Annotated in this window: 14 protein-coding genes; 9 read left to right on the forward strand and 5 right to left on the reverse strand. The window is 76.3% G+C overall.

What is annotated here, in order from left to right:
- Nucleotides 1-2: 2 nt before the first annotated feature.
- The 6 genes from ACIQVT_RS25760 (at nt 3) to ACIQVT_RS25785 (ending at nt 6,034) form a co-directional block, all read left to right on the forward strand.
- Complete coding sequence (locus ACIQVT_RS25760; RefSeq protein ID WP_403758533.1) at nt 3-1,190, forward strand: sedoheptulose 7-phosphate cyclase; 1,188 nt, start codon at nt 3-5, stop codon at nt 1,188-1,190.
- Nucleotides 1,183-1,554, forward strand: a complete 372-nt coding sequence (locus tag ACIQVT_RS25765) for a cupin domain-containing protein (RefSeq protein ID WP_403758536.1) — start codon at nt 1,183-1,185, stop codon at nt 1,552-1,554. Before ACIQVT_RS25760 ends, ACIQVT_RS25765 begins: the two co-directional genes overlap by 8 nt.
- Nucleotides 1,535-2,575, forward strand: coding sequence for an ROK family protein (locus tag ACIQVT_RS25770; protein ID WP_403758539.1), 1,041 nt, complete (start codon nt 1,535-1,537; stop codon nt 2,573-2,575). The genes ACIQVT_RS25765 and ACIQVT_RS25770 overlap by 20 nt, the downstream gene beginning before the upstream one ends.
- Nucleotides 2,572-3,498 carry an SDR family oxidoreductase gene (locus ACIQVT_RS25775; RefSeq protein WP_403758542.1) on the forward strand — a complete coding sequence of 309 codons (927 nt, stop codon included), beginning with the start codon at nt 2,572-2,574 and terminating at the stop codon, nt 3,496-3,498. Before ACIQVT_RS25770 ends, ACIQVT_RS25775 begins: the two co-directional genes overlap by 4 nt.
- Nucleotides 3,499-3,560: 62 nt before the next feature.
- The gene (locus tag ACIQVT_RS25780) at nt 3,561-5,051 is read left to right on the forward strand and encodes a GMC family oxidoreductase (protein ID WP_403758545.1); all 1,491 of its coding nucleotides are present in this window, start codon (nt 3,561-3,563) and stop codon (nt 5,049-5,051) included.
- Nucleotides 5,052-5,089: 38 nt separating this feature from the next.
- Nucleotides 5,090-6,034 carry an aldo/keto reductase family oxidoreductase gene (locus ACIQVT_RS25785; protein WP_403758548.1) on the forward strand — a complete coding sequence of 315 codons (945 nt, stop codon included), beginning with the start codon at nt 5,090-5,092 and terminating at the stop codon, nt 6,032-6,034.
- Here ACIQVT_RS25785 and ACIQVT_RS25790 read toward each other — a convergent pair.
- From ACIQVT_RS25790 to ACIQVT_RS25810, 5 genes are all read right to left on the reverse strand, one after another.
- The gene (locus ACIQVT_RS25790; RefSeq protein ID WP_403758551.1) at nt 5,976-8,327 is read right to left on the reverse strand and encodes a lantibiotic dehydratase; all 2,352 of its coding nucleotides are present in this window, start codon (nt 8,325-8,327) and stop codon (nt 5,976-5,978) included. The two genes, ACIQVT_RS25785 and ACIQVT_RS25790, sit on opposite strands and share 59 nt — an antisense overlap.
- Nucleotides 8,328-8,393: 66 nt before the next feature.
- Entirely contained in the window at nt 8,394-8,648 is a 255-nt protein-coding gene (locus ACIQVT_RS25795) for an acyl carrier protein (protein ID WP_403758554.1), read from the reverse strand.
- Nucleotides 8,649-8,662: 14 nt separating this feature from the next.
- A complete protein-coding gene (locus ACIQVT_RS25800; protein ID WP_403758557.1) occupies nt 8,663-9,694 on the reverse strand; it encodes a threonine/serine dehydratase in 1,032 nt (343 codons plus the stop codon).
- The gene (locus ACIQVT_RS25805; protein WP_403758560.1) at nt 9,691-11,178 is read right to left on the reverse strand and encodes an amino acid adenylation domain-containing protein; all 1,488 of its coding nucleotides are present in this window, start codon (nt 11,176-11,178) and stop codon (nt 9,691-9,693) included. The genes ACIQVT_RS25800 and ACIQVT_RS25805 overlap by 4 nt, the downstream gene beginning before the upstream one ends.
- Nucleotides 11,178-13,502 (reverse strand): lantibiotic dehydratase, encoded by a 2,325-nt coding sequence (locus ACIQVT_RS25810; RefSeq protein WP_403758563.1) that lies wholly within the window; start codon nt 13,500-13,502, stop codon nt 11,178-11,180. The genes ACIQVT_RS25805 and ACIQVT_RS25810 overlap by 1 nt, the downstream gene beginning before the upstream one ends.
- A gap of 261 nt (nt 13,503-13,763) precedes the next feature.
- Here ACIQVT_RS25810 and ACIQVT_RS25815 point away from each other — a divergent pair, with 261 nt between their 5' ends.
- The 3 genes from ACIQVT_RS25815 to ACIQVT_RS25825 all read left to right on the forward strand — a co-directional run bounded on the left by ACIQVT_RS25815 (nt 13,764) and on the right by ACIQVT_RS25825 (nt 15,660).
- The gene (locus ACIQVT_RS25815; protein ID WP_403758566.1) at nt 13,764-14,015 is read left to right on the forward strand and encodes an MbtH family protein; all 252 of its coding nucleotides are present in this window, start codon (nt 13,764-13,766) and stop codon (nt 14,013-14,015) included.
- Nucleotides 14,008-14,790, forward strand: coding sequence for a 4'-phosphopantetheinyl transferase family protein (locus ACIQVT_RS25820; protein ID WP_403758570.1), 783 nt, complete (start codon nt 14,008-14,010; stop codon nt 14,788-14,790). The genes ACIQVT_RS25815 and ACIQVT_RS25820 overlap by 8 nt, the downstream gene beginning before the upstream one ends.
- A 129-nt stretch (nt 14,791-14,919) precedes the next feature.
- On the forward strand, nt 14,920-15,660 hold the full coding sequence (locus ACIQVT_RS25825) for a Type 1 glutamine amidotransferase-like domain-containing protein (RefSeq protein ID WP_403758573.1): 741 nt from the start codon (nt 14,920-14,922) through the stop codon (nt 15,658-15,660).
- The last annotated feature ends 25 nt before the right edge of the window (nt 15,661-15,685 follow it).

The following is a 15,685-nucleotide window of genomic DNA, read 5'->3' on the forward strand; positions in this document are numbered from 1 at the left end:
AGATGTCAGGCCAGGTTCTTGATCGGGTCGATCATCCGCCGACGGGGGTCGACGAGGACCCCGGCGGCTTCGACCTGCGGGCACCGGACGGTACCCGCTACCGGGTCGACCTCACCACCGAGGTCCTCGACCCGCACAACCCGCTGCTCGCCGGCCACCTGGCGGCCCGGCGGGTGGTGGCCTTCGTCAGCCCGACCGTCGACCGGCTCCACGGCCACCGGCTGCGCGCCTATCTGGAGGCGCACACCGGTCCCGGCCAGTGGACCCTGCACGTCATACGCACCGGGGAACACCACAAGACGCTCGCCGCGGCGGAGCGGGTCTGCGCCCTCGCCAAGGCGGACGGGCTCGACCGGCACGGCGTGATGCTGGCCGTCGGCGGCGGCATCGTCGCCGACGTGGTGGGCTTCGCCGCCTCCATCTACGCCCGGGGCGTGCGCTACGTGAAGGTCAACACCACCCTCGTCGGCCAGGTGGACGTGGGCGTGGGCGTCAAGACGGGCGTCAACGCCCTCCAGACGAAGAACATGTTCGGCGCGTACCACCCGGCGCACGCCTCCCTGAACGACCCCGCCTTCCTGCGCACGCTCCCGCACCGGGAGATCCGCTGCGGACTGGCCGAGATCGTGAAGATGGCGGTGATCCTGGACGGCGACCTCTTCCGGACGCTGGAGGAGCACCCGGACGCGTTCCGGCGCCCCGGCGGCGACGGGGAGCTGGAGACCTACGTCCTGCGCACGTCGATGCGGCTGATGATGGAGGAGCTCTGCCCCAACCTCCAGGAGCACGAGCTGGCGCGGCTCGTCGACTTCGGGCACACCTTCAGCCCGGTCGTCGAGACGGCCGGCGGCCACCGGCTGGAGCACGGCGAGGCGGTCGCCGTCGACATGGCGCTCTCCGCGCACCTGGCGCGGCTGCTGGGCCTGGCGGACGAGGAGACCTGCGCCCGGGTCGTGGGGCTGCTGCGGCGGATCGGGCTGCCGGTCTTCGACCCCGGCACCTGCACACCGGGGCTCATGACGCAGGCCCTGCGGGCGTCCTGGCAGCGCCGGGGCCGCAAGCTGCACCTGGTCGTGCCCACGACGATCGGCAAGGCGGCCTTCGTGCGCGAGCTGGAGGACGTGCCCGGGGACGTCCTGGAGGCCGCCCTGCGGGACCTGGCGGCGGACGGGGAGCGCGGCGATGCCTGAGGCCGTGGTCAACCTGCGCGAACTGCTCGCCGAGAAGGAACGGGACCACGGCGGTCTCGGCACGATCCTCGCCCACCGCCTCTTCGCGCGCCGGCCCGGTGGCCCGGGCGCGGACTTCATCGACCTGGCCGTCCTGCCGCCGGGCACCTCGATCGGACGGCACCGGCACGGCGACGACCGTGAGACGTACGTCGTGCTGGAGGGCGGCGGCCTGATGCACCGGGACGGCGAGGAGTTCCGGGTGGGCCCCGGCGACGTCGTCGTCAACGACCCGCACGGGGAGCACGGGCTGCTCAACGACGGTGCGCGGGAGCTGCGGCTGCTCGTCTTCGAGGAGGGACCGGGTGAGCGGCGTGGCGCCTGACGACGTGTTCACCGTGCTCGACGTCGGCGGCACCACGCTGCGGGTGGGCGCCTACGACCCCGCGACGGACACGCTGTCCCGGGTGCGCCGGACGCCGGTGGACGGCATGCACCGCGACCCCGGCGCCCCGGTGCCGGTGCTCCAGCGGCGGGTGGTGGAGCAGATCGTCCGCGAGGTCGCCGCGCTCACCGGCGGGCGGCCGCCGCGGGCCCTGGGCGTGGCCTTCGCCGGCCCGATCAGCGCGGCGGGGCTGGTGCTCGCGGCCCCCACCGTCTGGGGGCGGCGCGGGGCACCGCTGCCGCTCGGCGAACTGCTGACCGAGCGGACCGGTGCGCCGGCCGTCGTGGTCAACGACCTGACGGCGGCGGCCTGGCGGTACGCCGCCTCGGAACCCGGGGACTTCTGCCTGCTCACCGTCAGCTCGGGCATCGGCAACAAGGTGTTCCGCGGCGGCGAGGTCCTCGTCGACGCCGACGGGCACGGCGGGGAGCTGGGGCACTGGGTCTGCGACCTCTCCCCCGACGCCCCGCTGTGCGACTGCGGGGGCCGCGGCCACCTGGGTGCCGTCGCCTCCGGGCGGGGCGTGCTGGCCGCGACCCGGCGGGCCGCGCACGCCGACGGCGCCGCCTTCCGCGGCTCCCGGCTCGCCGTGCTGTGCGACGGGCGCGCCGACCGCATCGACAACCGGGCCGTCGCCGAGGCGGTCCGGGCCGGCGATCCGTTCACCACGGAGGTGCTGCGGGGCACCGTGACCCGTCTCGCGCAGGCGGTCACGGGCGTGTTCGCGGCCATCGGGGTGTGCCGCTTCATCCTCATGGGCGGCTTCGCCCTGGCCGTCGGGGAACCCTACCGGCGGCTGCTGGTGGCCGAGCTGGTCCGGCTGGGCTGCTTCGGCCTCGGCGCGGGGGAGATCGACGCCATGGTGTCGCTCGGGGAGGCCGACGACGACCACGGACTGATCGGCGCGGGCCGGCTGCTGGCGGCCCGGACACCGGCGCCCTCCTCGCAGGGGGCCTCATGAGCGGGCACGGCACCCTGGTCGTGGGCAGCGGCCTGGTCGGTACCGGCATCGCCCGGTCCCTCGCGTCGGGGGGCCGGTCCGTGACCCTGGTCTCCCGCCGCCCGCCCGCCCTGGCCCCCGAGGCGTACGGCGCCCACTGGGAGGCGCTGGACGCCACCGACGCCGGAGCGTGCCGACGGCTGACCGAACGGCTGCGCCCCGCCCATGTCGTCCTGGTGCACGGGCCGTCCGACGTCACGTGGTGCGAGGACCACCCGGAGGAGGCGCGGAGCGCGCACGTCGCCGTGGCCGGCACCTTCGCCGCGCTGGCACCGGGCGCGCGGATCGTGCTGATCTCCACCGACAACGTCTTCGCCGGCGACGCGCCGCGGCACACCGAGAGCACTCCCGTGGCCCCGGCCAACGCCTACGGCCGGGCGAAGCGGGAGGCCGAGCGGGCGCTGCTCGCGCTGGCGCCCCGGGCCGTCGCCCTGCGGGTCAGCCTGGTCTACGGCCACGAACCGTCCGACGCGGGCAAGTGGCTGAACTTCTTCGCCGCCTGCGCCCACCGGTTGTCGCGGGGGGAGCGGGTCGAGGCCCCGGACGACCACTGGACGACCCCGGTGCTCGTGGACGACGTGGCGGCGGTGACGGCGGCGCTGCTGCGCGCCGAGCACCCGCTGCCCCCGGTGCTGCACCTGGGCGGCCCCGACCGGGTCACCCGCGCCGAGTGGGCCACCGTCATCGCCGGCGCCCTGGGAGCGCCCCCGGAGATGGTGGCACCGGTGCCACGGGCCCGTACCCGCTACGCCTCCCGTCCGGTCAACGCCTGCCTCGGCAGCGAGCTGCTGGCGAACCTGCCCGCAACCGAGAGGGTCGCCGTCCGAGGGGTGCTCGAGGGGGCACGCCTGCTGGCACCCGCGTTCACCGTCCCGGCCGGCTGAGTGCCCGGCCGGCCCTCCCCTTCCGCCGTCCCCCGGGCGACGGCCCCCCGATCGGAGCGATCATGACAAGAACATCCCCGCGGTCCGGCTACGACGTCGTCGTCCTCGGTGGCGGAGTGGCCGGCTGCGTCCTGGCGGCACGCCTCAGCGAGGACCCGGACCGGGCGGTGTGCCTGGTGGAGGCGGGCCCCGACTACGGCCCGCGGCCCGAGGACTGGCCGGAGAGGATCCGCGACGCCCGCGCCCTGCCCCGCGACGACGTGTGGGAACGGCACACCGCCTCCCACCGGATCCGCGCCCGCGTCCTGGGCGGCTCCTCCTGCGTCAACGGCGCCTGGAACACCTGGGGTTCGCACGCCGACCACGAGGAGTGGACCCGGGCGGGCGGCGAACGGTGGTCGGCCGCCGCGCTCGAGCCGTACCGACTGCGGGCGGTGGCACGGATGGGACTGCGCACCGTCCCGGACCGTGAACTGTCCGCCTGGGCGTCGGCCGCGCTCACGGCGGCGGCCGGACTCGGCCACGAGGAGGTGGACATGGGCGCCCCCGGCCGGCCGGGGTACGGCCGGCCCCTGCTCAACGCGGTCGACGGGCTGCGGCGGAACGCCGCCTTCGCCTATCTGGACCCGGCGACCCGGTCCCGGCCGAACCTGACGGTCCTCGGCGGCGCCCTGGTGGACCGGCTGTCCGTGCGCGGGGGCCTGGTACGCGGCGCGCACGTCGTCCTGGACGGCGAGCGGGTGACGCTGACGGCCGACACGTACGTCCTGGCGTCCGGCACCTTCGGCTCCCCCGGCGTGCTCCTGCGCAGCGGCATCGGTCCCGCCGCCCACCTGGCGGAGAACGGCATCCGGTGCGAGGCGGACCTGCCCGGCGTCGGCGCCAACCTGTCCGACCAGCCGGGCGTCTTCGTACCGCTGGCGCCGACGGACGCACTGAACAGGTCGCTGGCGGCCAAGGAGGCGGCCGGGGAACTGTACGTGAGCCGCATGCTGGTCCGGGCCGCGAGCGAGCACTGCCCGCCGGGGGCGTGGGACCTGCACCTGCTGCCCACCGCGGGCCCCCCGCTGTTCGGGGGGCTCCCGCCCGGGCGGTACGAGGCCGGCGTCTCCGCCTTCCTGATGAAGCCGGTCTCGCGCGGGCACGTCCGGCTGCGGTCGGCCGATCCGCTGGAGCCGCCCGAGATCGTCCCCGCGTTCCTGACCGATCCGGCCGGCCGGGACCTGGCGGTCCTGCGCGCCGGACTGCGCCAGGTGGAGGAACTGGCCTCGGCCCTGCGCCCCTTGGCGACCCCCACGGACGGCCCCCCGGCCCACGGGCTGTCCGACGCCGGCCTGCGCGAGCGGGTGGGCACCTACTGGCATCCGGTGGGGACATGCGCCATGGGGCCGGCACAGGACCCGCGGGCCGTGGTCGACGGGCAGGGCGCCGTACACGGGATCCCGGGGCTGCGGGTGGCCGACGCCTCCGTGCTGCCGACCGTGCCCGCCGCCAACACCCAGCTGCCGGTGCTGGCCGTCGCCGAGATGCTCGCCGACACCCTGCGCCGCTGACCACCCGCCCCGCACCCGCACCCACCACGGAGACCGTCATGGCGGCACCGACCGACATACGCGCGCACAGACTGCTGCTCGGCTGCATGGGACTGGGCGGCGGCTGGGACACCCGGCCGTACACCCCCGCGGACATCGACCACGCCGAGAGAGCGGTCGAGGCGGCCCTGGCCGCCGGCATCACGGCGTTCGACCACGCCGACATCTACCGGCACGGCAAGGCCGAGGCCGTCTTCGGTGAGGTGCTCGCCCGCAGTCCCGGGCTGCGCGACCGCGTCCTCCTCCAGAGCAAGTGCGGGATCCGGCTGCCCGACGGCGACCGGCCCGGACGCTACGACCTGCGGGGCACGACCATCGTGCGGCGGGTGGAGGAGAGCCTGGTCCGCCTGCGCACGGACCACCTGGACGTCCTCCTCCTGCACCGGCCGGACCCCCTCGCCGATCCGGCCGAGATCGCCGAGGCGCTGGCCTCGCTGCACGCCCAGGGCCTGGTGAGGCAGTTCGGCGTGTCCAACATGGGCGGCCCGCGGCTCGCCGCGCTCCAGGCGCACACGGACGTCCCGCTGGTCGTGGACCAGCTGGAGATGAGCCTGGCCCGGCGGGACTGGGTGGAGGCGGGCGTCCTGTTCAACACGCCGGCCGCCGCGCGGAACGGGTTCGCCGAGGGCACGCTGGAGTGGTGCGCGGCCCACGGTGTCCGGCTCCAGGCCTGGGGCCCGCTCGCCGGGGGCCGGTTCAGTGCCCCCACCGACGAGCCGGTGAACCGGCTCGTCGCGGACCTCGCCCGGCGCAAGGACACCACGCCCGAGGCCGTCCTGCTGTGGTGGCTCCAGCGGCATCCGGCCGGCATCGCCCCCGTCGTCGGCACCACCCGGCCCGGGCGCATCGCCGCCTGCCGCGACGCGCTGCGCCGCGAGCCGGACCTCACGCACGAGGAGTGGTACGGGCTGTGGGTCGCGGCCCGTGGCACGCCGCTGCCCTGACGGGGGCGGCGTCGGACGCCGTGTCGTAGGCCACGAACCGCAGCTCCGAGGTGTAGCGCCGGCCCCGGTCGTCGCCGAGCCAGGTCTGTTCGGGCGTCGGCAGCATCTCGCTGATCGTGACGGTGGCCCGCGGGTCCTTGCGGGCCAGGCGGCGCAGTGCCTTGGCGAGGATGGTGACGTAGACGGGGCTGTCGAAGTCGACGTAGAAGGGGCGGGACTCGGTCGGCGAGACCACGAACACGTAACGCGGCAGGCCCAGTCCGGTGCGCCAGCGGCGGGCCCGGACGAAGCGCCGGGCCTCGTCCTTCTCGTCGGCGAACGCCGCCTCCGCCGCGGCCGGCCGCCAGGTCTCCCGGGCGATCACCAGGCGGTCGACGGTGACCCGCGGGGTGTGCTCCGCCTCCGGCAGGATGCGGACGAGGTCCATCGCCAGGGTGGTAAGGACGTGGGAGAACACGTCGACCGCCGGGAAGCGCGAGCCGTCGGGCAGCCGTACCACGAGGTCGCCGTCGTGCTCCTCCACCACGGCGTCGGCGCTGCGCACGGCGCGGGGGCGGGCCGGGTCCGCGGTGAAGTCGGCCAGGGCGACCTGGTGGTCCTCGGGGCGGACGAGGGTGTGCCGGACCCGCGCCGACAGCCGTGCCCGGTGCTCCTTGGGGATCAGGGGCATCAGCCGCGGGCCGGGGTGGTCGCGGTCGGTCAGCCGGAACAGCTCGGACACGTCGGGGTGCTGGTGGGTGAAGAGGGAGGCGCCCAGGGTGTTGGAGGCGACGTGGAGTTCACCGAGCACGGCGGTGAAGTCGCCGCGTGCCAGCGCCTCCGCGCCGTCGGCGGCGATCATCAGGTCGGGACTGAGGTAGCGGGCCGCCGTCCAGCCGCCGGCCGTGTCACCGAACTCCGCGCCCACGGCGGCCTCGACGTCCGCCGCCCGCACGGTCACCTCCCGGGCGCCGTCCGGCACCGCCAGGACGCGCTGCCACCGGGCGGCGAACTCCTCCTGGAGCGCGGTGGCGGTGGTCCGCGCCGGGCCGTGCAGCACGGGCAGGCACGCGAACCAGAACGAGGCCAGGTCGACGGGGCCGGCCGCGGCGAGGCGGTCGTACACGCGGCGCGTCTCGGTCGTGACCGCCGCCGCGAGCCGGGAGGTGAGCCAGCCGGCGCTGTCCATCAGCAGCCGCAGCGGGGCCAGCGCGTCGAGCACGGCCGGGCCGAGCCGGACGGTGGCGGACCGGCGGGTGTCGGAGTACACCAGCGCCCGGCAGGGCGCCGTCGACCGGGACTTCTCCCGCACGGCGGCCGTGGCGGTCAGGCCGGTGAACTCGGCCTCCAGCTCGGCCATCGCCGCCACCAGCGCCTCGACGTCGGGGGCCGCCGCCACGCGTGCGCGGCCCCGCTCCAGCCGGTCCAGTGCCGCGAGCCCCCGTCGGCGCGGTCCGGCCGCGCCGACGGACTCCAGCCAGGCCCGCAGCGCCCGGTCCGGGTGGGTGGACGCGGGGACCTCCAGGCGCCACACCACCCAGCGGCGGGCCACCAGGTCGGCGAGGACGGCCGGCACGTCGACACCGGGCAGTTCGTCCGCGATGCCGCGAGCGGGCCGGACCCCGTCGCAGCGGGCGAGGACGGCGGCCGCCGCGGCGGACACGGTCACCGGGCGCCGGCCCGGCATCCGCACCCGGTCCCCGTCGAGGCCGACGAAGGGCACGCGGCGGGGGGCGACCCACTCGCGCAGCGCCGGGTCGGCGTCCAGGGTCCGCGCCAGCGCGTCGATGCCCCAGCTGGCCCAGTACACCGTCGAGGCCTCGGTCAGGCCCCGGCCGGGTTCGACGACGGCGCCCGGGACGGCCGGGTCCCAGCGGCCCCAGCCGACCGGGCCGAAGAAGCCGATGGTGTCGTTCTTGACGCAGAACCGCTGCCAGTAGTGCGCGACCAGTTCCTCGCGCTGGCGGGGCATGCTGCTGCGGCTGCCGGCGGTCGGCGTCCAGCGCAGGAACGGCGCGATGCCGGAGGTGAGCACCGGCCGGTTCTGCCAGGCCACCGCCTCCCGGAAGGCCGGGGTGCGGGCGATGTCCTGGAGGGTGCGGGCGTTCTCCACGGCGGCGTCCGCGAAGAGCCGCGCGAAGTCCTCCCAGTCGTCCCCGTCGAGGGGATCCTCGGCGGTGAACTTGTCGGCCGCCGCGGCGATTCCGGCGGGGGCCAGGCGCAGCACGCCGTCGGCGGGGAAACCCGGCCCGCGCAGTGCGAACTGCTCCCACAGCCGCCAGCGGCCGAGGGACGGCACGAGGTCTTCGGTCATGGCACGGCTCTCCTTGGGTGGCACGGATGGGCGGGGGCGGGCCGGGGCGTCGCGGTGCGCGGCCGGTCAGGCGGTGCCGTAGTCCGCGTCGACCACCTCGGCCAGTTCGCGGGGCGTGGGGTAGGCGAAGACCAGCGAGACCGGGACGTCCGCGCCGAGCAGTTCCTGCAAGCGGCCGGTGATCTGGAAGGCGGTGAGCGAGTCGCCGCCCGCCTCGTAGAAGTCGGTGTCGCAGGTCAGCTCGGGCAGGCGCAGCACGTCCCGGAAGATGCCGGTGAGCAGGTCGACGGTGGCGGTGGTGGCGGCGGTGTTCGTGGTCATGTCGGTGCTCCTTCTCATGAGGTGACGGCCGGTCGGCGGCCGTCGGTGACGGTGTCGGTGTGCGGGTGGGCCGGGGAGCCGCCCTGGGCGTGGAGCCGGGCGGGGGTGTTGCCGCCGGAGACGACGGCCACGGCGCGTTCGCGGCGGCCGGCGCGCAGCGCTCCGGCCAGGGCGACCGCTCCGCTCGGTTCGGCGTCGACGCCGTGGCGGTGCAGCAGGGCCTGGGCGGCGAGGATCTCGGCGTCGCCGACGGCGATCAGTTCGTCGACGCGGTCGCGGATGATGGGGTAGGGCACGGTTCCGGGCCGCTGGCCGCGCAGGCCGTCGGCGACGGTCGTGCCGGGCGCGAGCTGGACGGGCCGGCCGGCGGCCAGGGAGCGGGCGTAGCGCGCACTCGCGGCCGGCTCCACGCCGACCACCCGGACCGGACGGCCGAGGGCCGCGAGGCAGACGCCCGCGAGGAGCCCGCCGCCGCCCGTGGGCACGTAGACGCTCTCGGTGTCGGGGGCGTCGGCCAGCAGTTCGGTGCCGACCGTGCCGGCCCCGGCTACCACCAGCGGATGGTCGGAGGAGGGGACGAGGACGGCGTCCCGCTCGGCGGCCAGGGCGCGGGCGCGTTCCTCGCGTTCGGCCACTCCGCCGCCCACGTGCACCGTCTCGGCGCCGAGGGCCCGGACGGCGGCGATCTTCGCCGGTGCCGCTCCGGCCGCGAGGACGACGGTGAGCCGGATGCCGAGCGAGCGGGCCAGCCGGGCCAGGGCGATGGCGTGGTTGCCGGAGGAGCCGGTGACGACCCGGTCGGCACCGAGCGTGAGGACGGCGTTGGCGGCGCCGCGCATCTTGAACGAGCCGCCGTGCTGGAGGTGTTCGGCCTTCAGCAGCAGGGCGGGCCCGGGGGCGCCGGTCACCGGGACGCGGAGCAGCGGGGTGCGGAGGATGTACGGGGCGATGCGGACGGCGGCGGCGTGCAGGTCGGCGGTGCCGGGGGACCCGGCGCGGGTGTGGGGCTCCGGCCCGGTGGCCGTGCGCAGCCCGAGGAGGGTCATGCGGTGCTCCCCGTGGCCAGGAGCCGGCGGTCGGCCTTGCCGCCGCGCGTGGTGGGCAGGGTCTCCAGACGCCGGAACCGGCGCGGCATCAGGTGCGGTGGCAGGGACCGGGCGAGGTGGCCGCGCAGCGCGGCGTCGGCGGTGCCGGACAGGTCGCCGGTGAGGTGGGCGAGCAGGTACACGCGTCCCCGGTCGTCGGTGTGCGCGGTCACCACCGCGCCGGTGACGCCCGGGTGGGTCAGCAGGGCGCCCTCGACCTCCGCCGGATCCACGCGGTAGCCGCGGATCTTGACCTGACGGTCGGTGCGGCCGGTGTAGTGCAGTCCCCCGGGCCCCCACCAACCGAGGTCGCCGGTGCGGTAGAGGCGGGCTCCGGGCGGGCCGTAGGGGTCCGGCACGAAGCACTCGGCGGTGCGGGCGGGACGGCCGCCGTAGCCGCGGGCCACGCCGGTCCCGCCGATGTACACCTCGCCGACGGTGCCGTCGGGCACCGGCGCCAGGTCGGCGTCGAGCACCCGGACCACGGCGCCGGTGCGTGGGGTGCCGACCAGGTCGGCCGAGGGATCGGGGGGTACGGGCACGGTGTGCCGGGTCGTGGTCATCGTGCACTCGGTCGGGCCGTACTGGTTGACGAGCCGGCCGGGGACGAGCGCGCGTCCGCCGGCGGCGAGGAACGGCCGCAGGGACTCCCCGCTGGAGGCGACCAGGGTGACCCCGGCCAGCGGGTCGGTGAGCCCCGGCTGCGCCGCGAGGTGCGCCAGGAAGGAGGGGGTGACACTGAGGAGGGCGGTCACCCGGTGCTCGCGGACGGTGCGGGCGAACTCCTCGGGGCGCAGCAGCCGGGCGCGGTCGGTGATCACCACGCGGGCCCCGGCGAGCAGCGGGACGAAGGTGTCCCGCAGGGAGGCGTCGTAGCCGAGCGGTGCCGTCCGCAGCGCGACCGTGTCCGGGCCGAGGCCGAACGCCCGGGCGGTGTCGCGCAGGTAGGTGTCGAGGGCGTGGTGTTCGACCAGGACGGCGCTGGGGCGGCCGGTGCTGCCGGAGGTGTGGCTGACGTAGGCGAGCGCGCGCGGGTCGACCGGTTCCGGCGGTGGGCCCGGGGCGGCCCCGGGCCCGTCCAGCAGGACGGTGGGGACGCCCAGGTCGAGGGCCGGGGCCAGCGCGGTGCGGGTGAGGAGCAGGCGGGCGCCGGCGCCGCGGACGAAGTCGGCCAGCCGGTCGCGGGGCTGGCCGGTGTCCAGGGTGAGGAAGGCGGCGCCGCAGCGCAGCACCGCGGCCATGGCGGCGACGGCGTCGGTGCCGTCCTCGACGGCGACGGCGCAGACGGTCTCCGGACGGGCGCCGTGGGCGCGCAGCAGGCGGGCGATCTCCTCGACCCGGGCGGCGAGCCGGCCGTACGTCACGTCGCCCTCGGGGGTGCTGAGCGCGATCCGGTGCGGGTGCCGGGCGGCGTGCGCGGCGATGTCGTCGGCGACCGTGCGCATCACGCGTCCTCCTCACCGGTGACGGTCCGGTCCACGGCGACGAAGCGGAGTTCGGAGGTGTAGCGGCGGCCCTCGTCGTCGGTGAGCCAGGCCTGCTCGGGGGTGGGCAGCATCTCGCTGACCCGGAGCCGGGCGTCGGGGTCCTTGCGGGCGAGGCGGCGGGCGGCCTTGGCGAGGATGGTGACGTACACGGGGCTGTCGAAGTCGACGTAGAAGGGGCGGGGTTCGGTCGGCGAGACGACGAACACGAACCGCGGCAGCTCGTGGCGGCGCTGCCAGTGCCGGGCGCGCACGAACCGGGCGGCCTCCGCCTTCTCGTCGGCGAAGTCGATCTCGGCGACGGGCAGCTGCCAGGTCTCGCGGGCGACGGTCATCCGGTCCACGGTGATGCGCGGGGTGTGGGTGCCCTCGGGGCGGAGGGTGAAGCGGTCCATGACGCGCTGGGTGAGCGTGTTGGCGTAGACGTCGAGCAGGTCGTGGCCGGTGCCGTCGGGCAGGACCGCGGTCAGCCGGCCGTGCCGGTCCTCCACCGTGACGTCGGCGCCGAGGACGGTGCGCGGGCGGTGCGGGTCGCCGGTCTGGTCGACGAGGGCCACGTAGTGGTCCTGGGGCCGGTCCAGCGAGGGCCTGCTGCGCGAGGACCACTTCAGGGGCAGTTCCTTGGGCAGCATCGGCAGCAGGCGCGGGCCGGGGAAGTCGCGGGTGGTCTCGGCGAGCAGCTCGTCCCGGTCGGGGTGCTGATGCACGAAGAGGGAGGCGCCCATCGTGTTGAGCGCGCAGTGCATCTCGCCGAGGACGAGTTCCACCTCGCCCCGGCCCAGGGCCGTCTCGTCCTCGGCGATGACCAGCACGTCGGGGCTGATGTAGCGGGCCAGGGACCAGCCGTCGCCGGGCTCGTCGAACTCGCGGCGCACCCGTTCGGCCAGGTCGGCCGTGGTCAGCCGGACCCGGCGCGCACCGGTGGGCAGGTCCATGACGCGGGCCCACTTGGCGCGCAGCTCCGCCTGGACGCCGTCGATCAGGTCGCCGGCGTCGGGGTGCGGCGAGGGCAGGGTGTGCAGCCACATGGTGCCGAGGTCCACCGGTTCCCCGGTGGCGCTCAGCCGGTCGTACACGGTGCGCAGGCGGACCCGCACGGCGTCGGCGAAGCGGTTCGTCATCCAGCGGGCGGCCGTCAGGCACAGGTGCAGCGGCTCCAGGTGGGCCAGCAGCCCGGCGCCGGCCGTGGCGGTCGCGGCGCGCCGGGCGTCGGAGTACACCAGGCCCCGGCAGGGCGCGGTGCGTTCGCCCTTGGCGCGCTGGGCGTCGCTGTCGGTGAGCGCGGCGAAGTCGGCCTCCAGGGCGCCGATCGCGGTGGTCAGCGCGTCGGCGTCGGTACCGGCGGCGTGCACCGCGTCCCGGCCGCGTTCCAGCACGGCCAGCCGGTCCAGCGCCCGCGTGCGGGCGGCGTCGTCGGGGACGCGTTCCAGGATGCGGCGCAGGGCGCGGTCGGGGTGGGTGGCGGCGGGCACCTCCAAGCGCCAGTGCACCCAGCGGCGGGTCACCAGCTCGCGCACCACGCGGGTCACCTCGTCCGCGTCCAGGCCCAGTTCGGCGGCGATGGCGGCGGTGTACCGGGTGCCGTCGCACCGGTCGAGCACGGCCAGCCCGGTCGCGTCGATCCGCTGCGCGGGGCGGCCGGGTACCCGGACGGTGCCGTCGGCGCAGCGCACGAAGGAGACCCGGCGCGGCGGGATCCAGCGCATCAGCTCGGGGTCCTCGGCGAGCACCTTCGCCAGGGCGTCGACGGCCCAGCCGGAGAAGTAGACCTCCTGCGCGGCGAGGAAACCCCGGCCGGGGTCCACGGTGACGCCCCCGGGTGCGGACGGCTCCCAGGAGCCCCAGCCGACCGGGCCGAAGAAGCCGATGGTGTCGTTCTTGACGCAGAACCGCTGCCAGTAGTGCGCGACCAGCTCCTCGCGCTGACGGGGCATGCTGCTGCGGCTGTCGACGCCCGGCGTCCAGCGCAGGAACGGCGCGATGCCGGTGCGCAGGACGGCCGGGTTCTGCCAGGCGAGGGCGGCCTGGAAGCGGGGCTGGGCGGCGATCTCCTGGAGGTGCCGGGCGGTGCCGACGGCGGCCGTGGCGAGCTCGTCGGCGAAGGCCTGCCACTCGGGCCCGGACAGCTCGCGCCCGGGGCCGAACTTGTCGGCGGCCTCGGCCAGTCCGGGCGGCGACAGGCGCAGCACGCCGTCGGCGGGGAAGCCGGGGCCGCGCAGCGCGAACTGCTCCCACAGCCGCCAGCCTCCGCCCGGCAGCAGGACAGGTGCGTGCTGGTCCGACATCGCGTGCTCCTTCCGAAACGGGGGGTGCGCGGGGTTCGCGCGGCTGGGCCGGGCGGCGGGCGCCGCCGGGCCGCCTGGCGCCCCGCGACCGGAGAGCACCGTCCCGCGCCGCGGCCCCGCCCCACCAGAGAAGATCCGGCAGCAACGCGTGCCTCGGGTTCGGCGCGTTCGTCCCTGACCGGGGCGGCCGGCGGCGGGCACGCTGACCTCGTCGGCCCCTGCTTCCGCGGGCCGGCCCCCATCACCTGCGGGAGGTTCACCGTGACGCAATCCCACTCCGCGACCGGCACGGACGGCGAGGAGGTCCGCCCGGGCACCGACGAGGTGTACCTCGTGGTGCGCAACGACGAGGAGCAGTACTCGATCTGGCGGGCGGACCGCGAGCCGCCGGCCGGCTGGCACCCGGAGGGCCGGCGCGGCACCCGGCAGGAGTGCCTGGACCACATCGACGCCGTCTGGACGGACATGCGCCCGCTCAGCCTGCGCCGTCGGCTGGCCGGGGCCGATGTCTGACACCACCACCGGTCCGCCGCTCGCCCGGCCGGCGCACGCCCCGCCGGCGGGGCCGCCGCCCGGCCTGCTGTGCCCCGCCGTCATGGACCTGGCCGGGCTGCGCCGGGGCGTCCCCGTCCCGCGCCCGCGGGCGCCGCGGCGGCCGGTGGAGCTGTACCTGGCCGAGGTGGGCCGGCAGGACCGGCTCGAATTGCGGCGCGCGCAGGAGTGGCTGGACGCCGACGAGCGGGCGCGGGCCGGTGCCTTCCACCGGCCCCGGGACCGCGACGCGTACGTGGTCGCGCACGCCGCCCTGCGCGGGGTGCTGAGCCGACTGCTGGGCGTCCCCGCCGACACGCTGCCGCTGGTGCGGGAGCCGTGCGCGGGGTGCGGGGGGCCGCACGGCCGGCCCGCGCTGCGCGCCCCGGGGGTGCACTTCTCGCTGTCGCACAGCGGCGACCTGGTGATGGTGGCGCTCGCCCCGACCCCCGTGGGTGTCGACGTGGAGGGGCTGGCCACCGCCCAGGCGGTGCTCGGCGCGCAGTCGGCGCTGCACCCGGCGGAGGCGGCGGAACTGGCCCGGCTGCCGGCGCACGAGCGTCCGGCGGCGTTCACCCGCACCTGGGTCCGCAAGGAGGCCTACCTCAAGGGTCTGGGCACCGGGCTGGTGCGCGATCCGGCGCTGGACCACGTCGGTGCCGGACCGCTGCCGAGGGCTCCGGGACCGACGTGGACACTGCGGGACGTGCTGGTCCCGGCGGGGTACGCGGCGGCGGTGGCCCTGCACACGGGATGAGGCGGCCCGACGGACGAGGACGGGGACCGGCCGGTGGGCCGGTCCCCGCCCTCGTGTGCCCCCGACGTCCGTCGGTTTTCACCAATTCACCACGCGTGGAGGCCAGTTCGGCGCGATACGATCACGCGTGTGACCGCTTCGGAACCGACCATCCTCGCCACGTCCGGAGGGCACCGCGTCGGTACGCGGACCCGGGTGCTCTTCGACGCCCTGGTCCATCACGCGGTCGACCTCTCCGGCGCGCACGGCAGGCGCCCGCGCATCCTGTACGTCGGCACGGCCACCGGTGACGCCGAGCACGTGACGGCGCGGGTGGCGGAGGCGGCGCGGGTGGCGGGCTTCGACCTCACCCCCCTGTATCTGTTCCCGATGCCGAACGTCGAGGACGTCGAGGGCACGGTCCTCGCCCACGACGTGGTCTGGGTGATGGGCGGTTCGGTGGCCAACCTGCTCGCCGTGTGGCGGGTGCACGGCCTGGACGCGGTCATGCGGCGCGCGTGGCGGGCGGGCGTGGTGCTCGCCGGGGTCAGCGCGGGTTCCATCTGCTGGTTCCGGGGCGGCGCGACCGACTCGTTCGGGCCCGGCCTGCGCCCGGTCACCGACGGGCTGGGGCTGCTGCCGTACGGCAACGGCGTGCACTACGACTCCGACGCGGGCCGGCGTCCGCTGATCCACCGGCTGGTCGCCGAGGGCGCCTTCGACACGGCGCACTGCACCGACGACGGGGTGGGCCTGGTGTACCGGGGCACCGAGCTGGTCGAGGCCGTGACGGAACTGCCGGGCAAGGCCGCCTACGTGGTCCGCCGCGCGGGCGCCGGCGCCGTGGAGGAGCGGATCGAGCCCCGGTCGCTGCCCACGCCCCGGTTCTGACCCGGTACGCGCCGCGCGCCGCGCG

It is taken from the genome of Streptomyces sp. NPDC100445 (genome assembly GCF_044759735.1).
Taxonomy (GTDB): Bacteria; Actinomycetota; Actinomycetes; order Streptomycetales; family Streptomycetaceae; genus Streptomyces.

Excerpts from the sequence above, each read along its gene's own strand:
- ACIQVT_RS25810 (WP_403758563.1), bottom strand. The coding sequence starts at position 13,502 with ATGTCGGACCAGCACGCACCTGTCCTGCTGCCGGGCGGAGGCTGGCGG.
- ACIQVT_RS25795 (WP_403758554.1), bottom strand. The coding sequence starts at position 8,648 with ATGACCACGAACACCGCCGCCACCACCGCCACCGTCGACCTGCTCACC.
- ACIQVT_RS25785 (WP_403758548.1), top strand. The coding sequence starts at position 5,090 with ATGGCGGCACCGACCGACATACGCGCGCACAGACTGCTGCTCGGCTGC.
- ACIQVT_RS25760 (WP_403758533.1), top strand. The coding sequence starts at position 3 with ATGTCAGGCCAGGTTCTTGATCGGGTCGATCATCCGCCGACGGGGGTC.
- ACIQVT_RS25805 (WP_403758560.1), bottom strand. The coding sequence starts at position 11,178 with ATGCGCACGGTCGCCGACGACATCGCCGCGCACGCCGCCCGGCACCCG.
- ACIQVT_RS25800 (WP_403758557.1), bottom strand. The coding sequence starts at position 9,694 with ATGACCCTCCTCGGGCTGCGCACGGCCACCGGGCCGGAGCCCCACACC.
- ACIQVT_RS25775 (WP_403758542.1), top strand. The coding sequence starts at position 2,572 with ATGAGCGGGCACGGCACCCTGGTCGTGGGCAGCGGCCTGGTCGGTACC.
- ACIQVT_RS25820 (WP_403758570.1), top strand. The coding sequence starts at position 14,008 with ATGTCTGACACCACCACCGGTCCGCCGCTCGCCCGGCCGGCGCACGCC.
- ACIQVT_RS25780 (WP_403758545.1), top strand. The coding sequence starts at position 3,561 with ATGACAAGAACATCCCCGCGGTCCGGCTACGACGTCGTCGTCCTCGGT.
- ACIQVT_RS25765 (WP_403758536.1), top strand. The coding sequence starts at position 1,183 with ATGCCTGAGGCCGTGGTCAACCTGCGCGAACTGCTCGCCGAGAAGGAA.
- ACIQVT_RS25790 (WP_403758551.1), bottom strand. The coding sequence starts at position 8,327 with ATGACCGAAGACCTCGTGCCGTCCCTCGGCCGCTGGCGGCTGTGGGAG.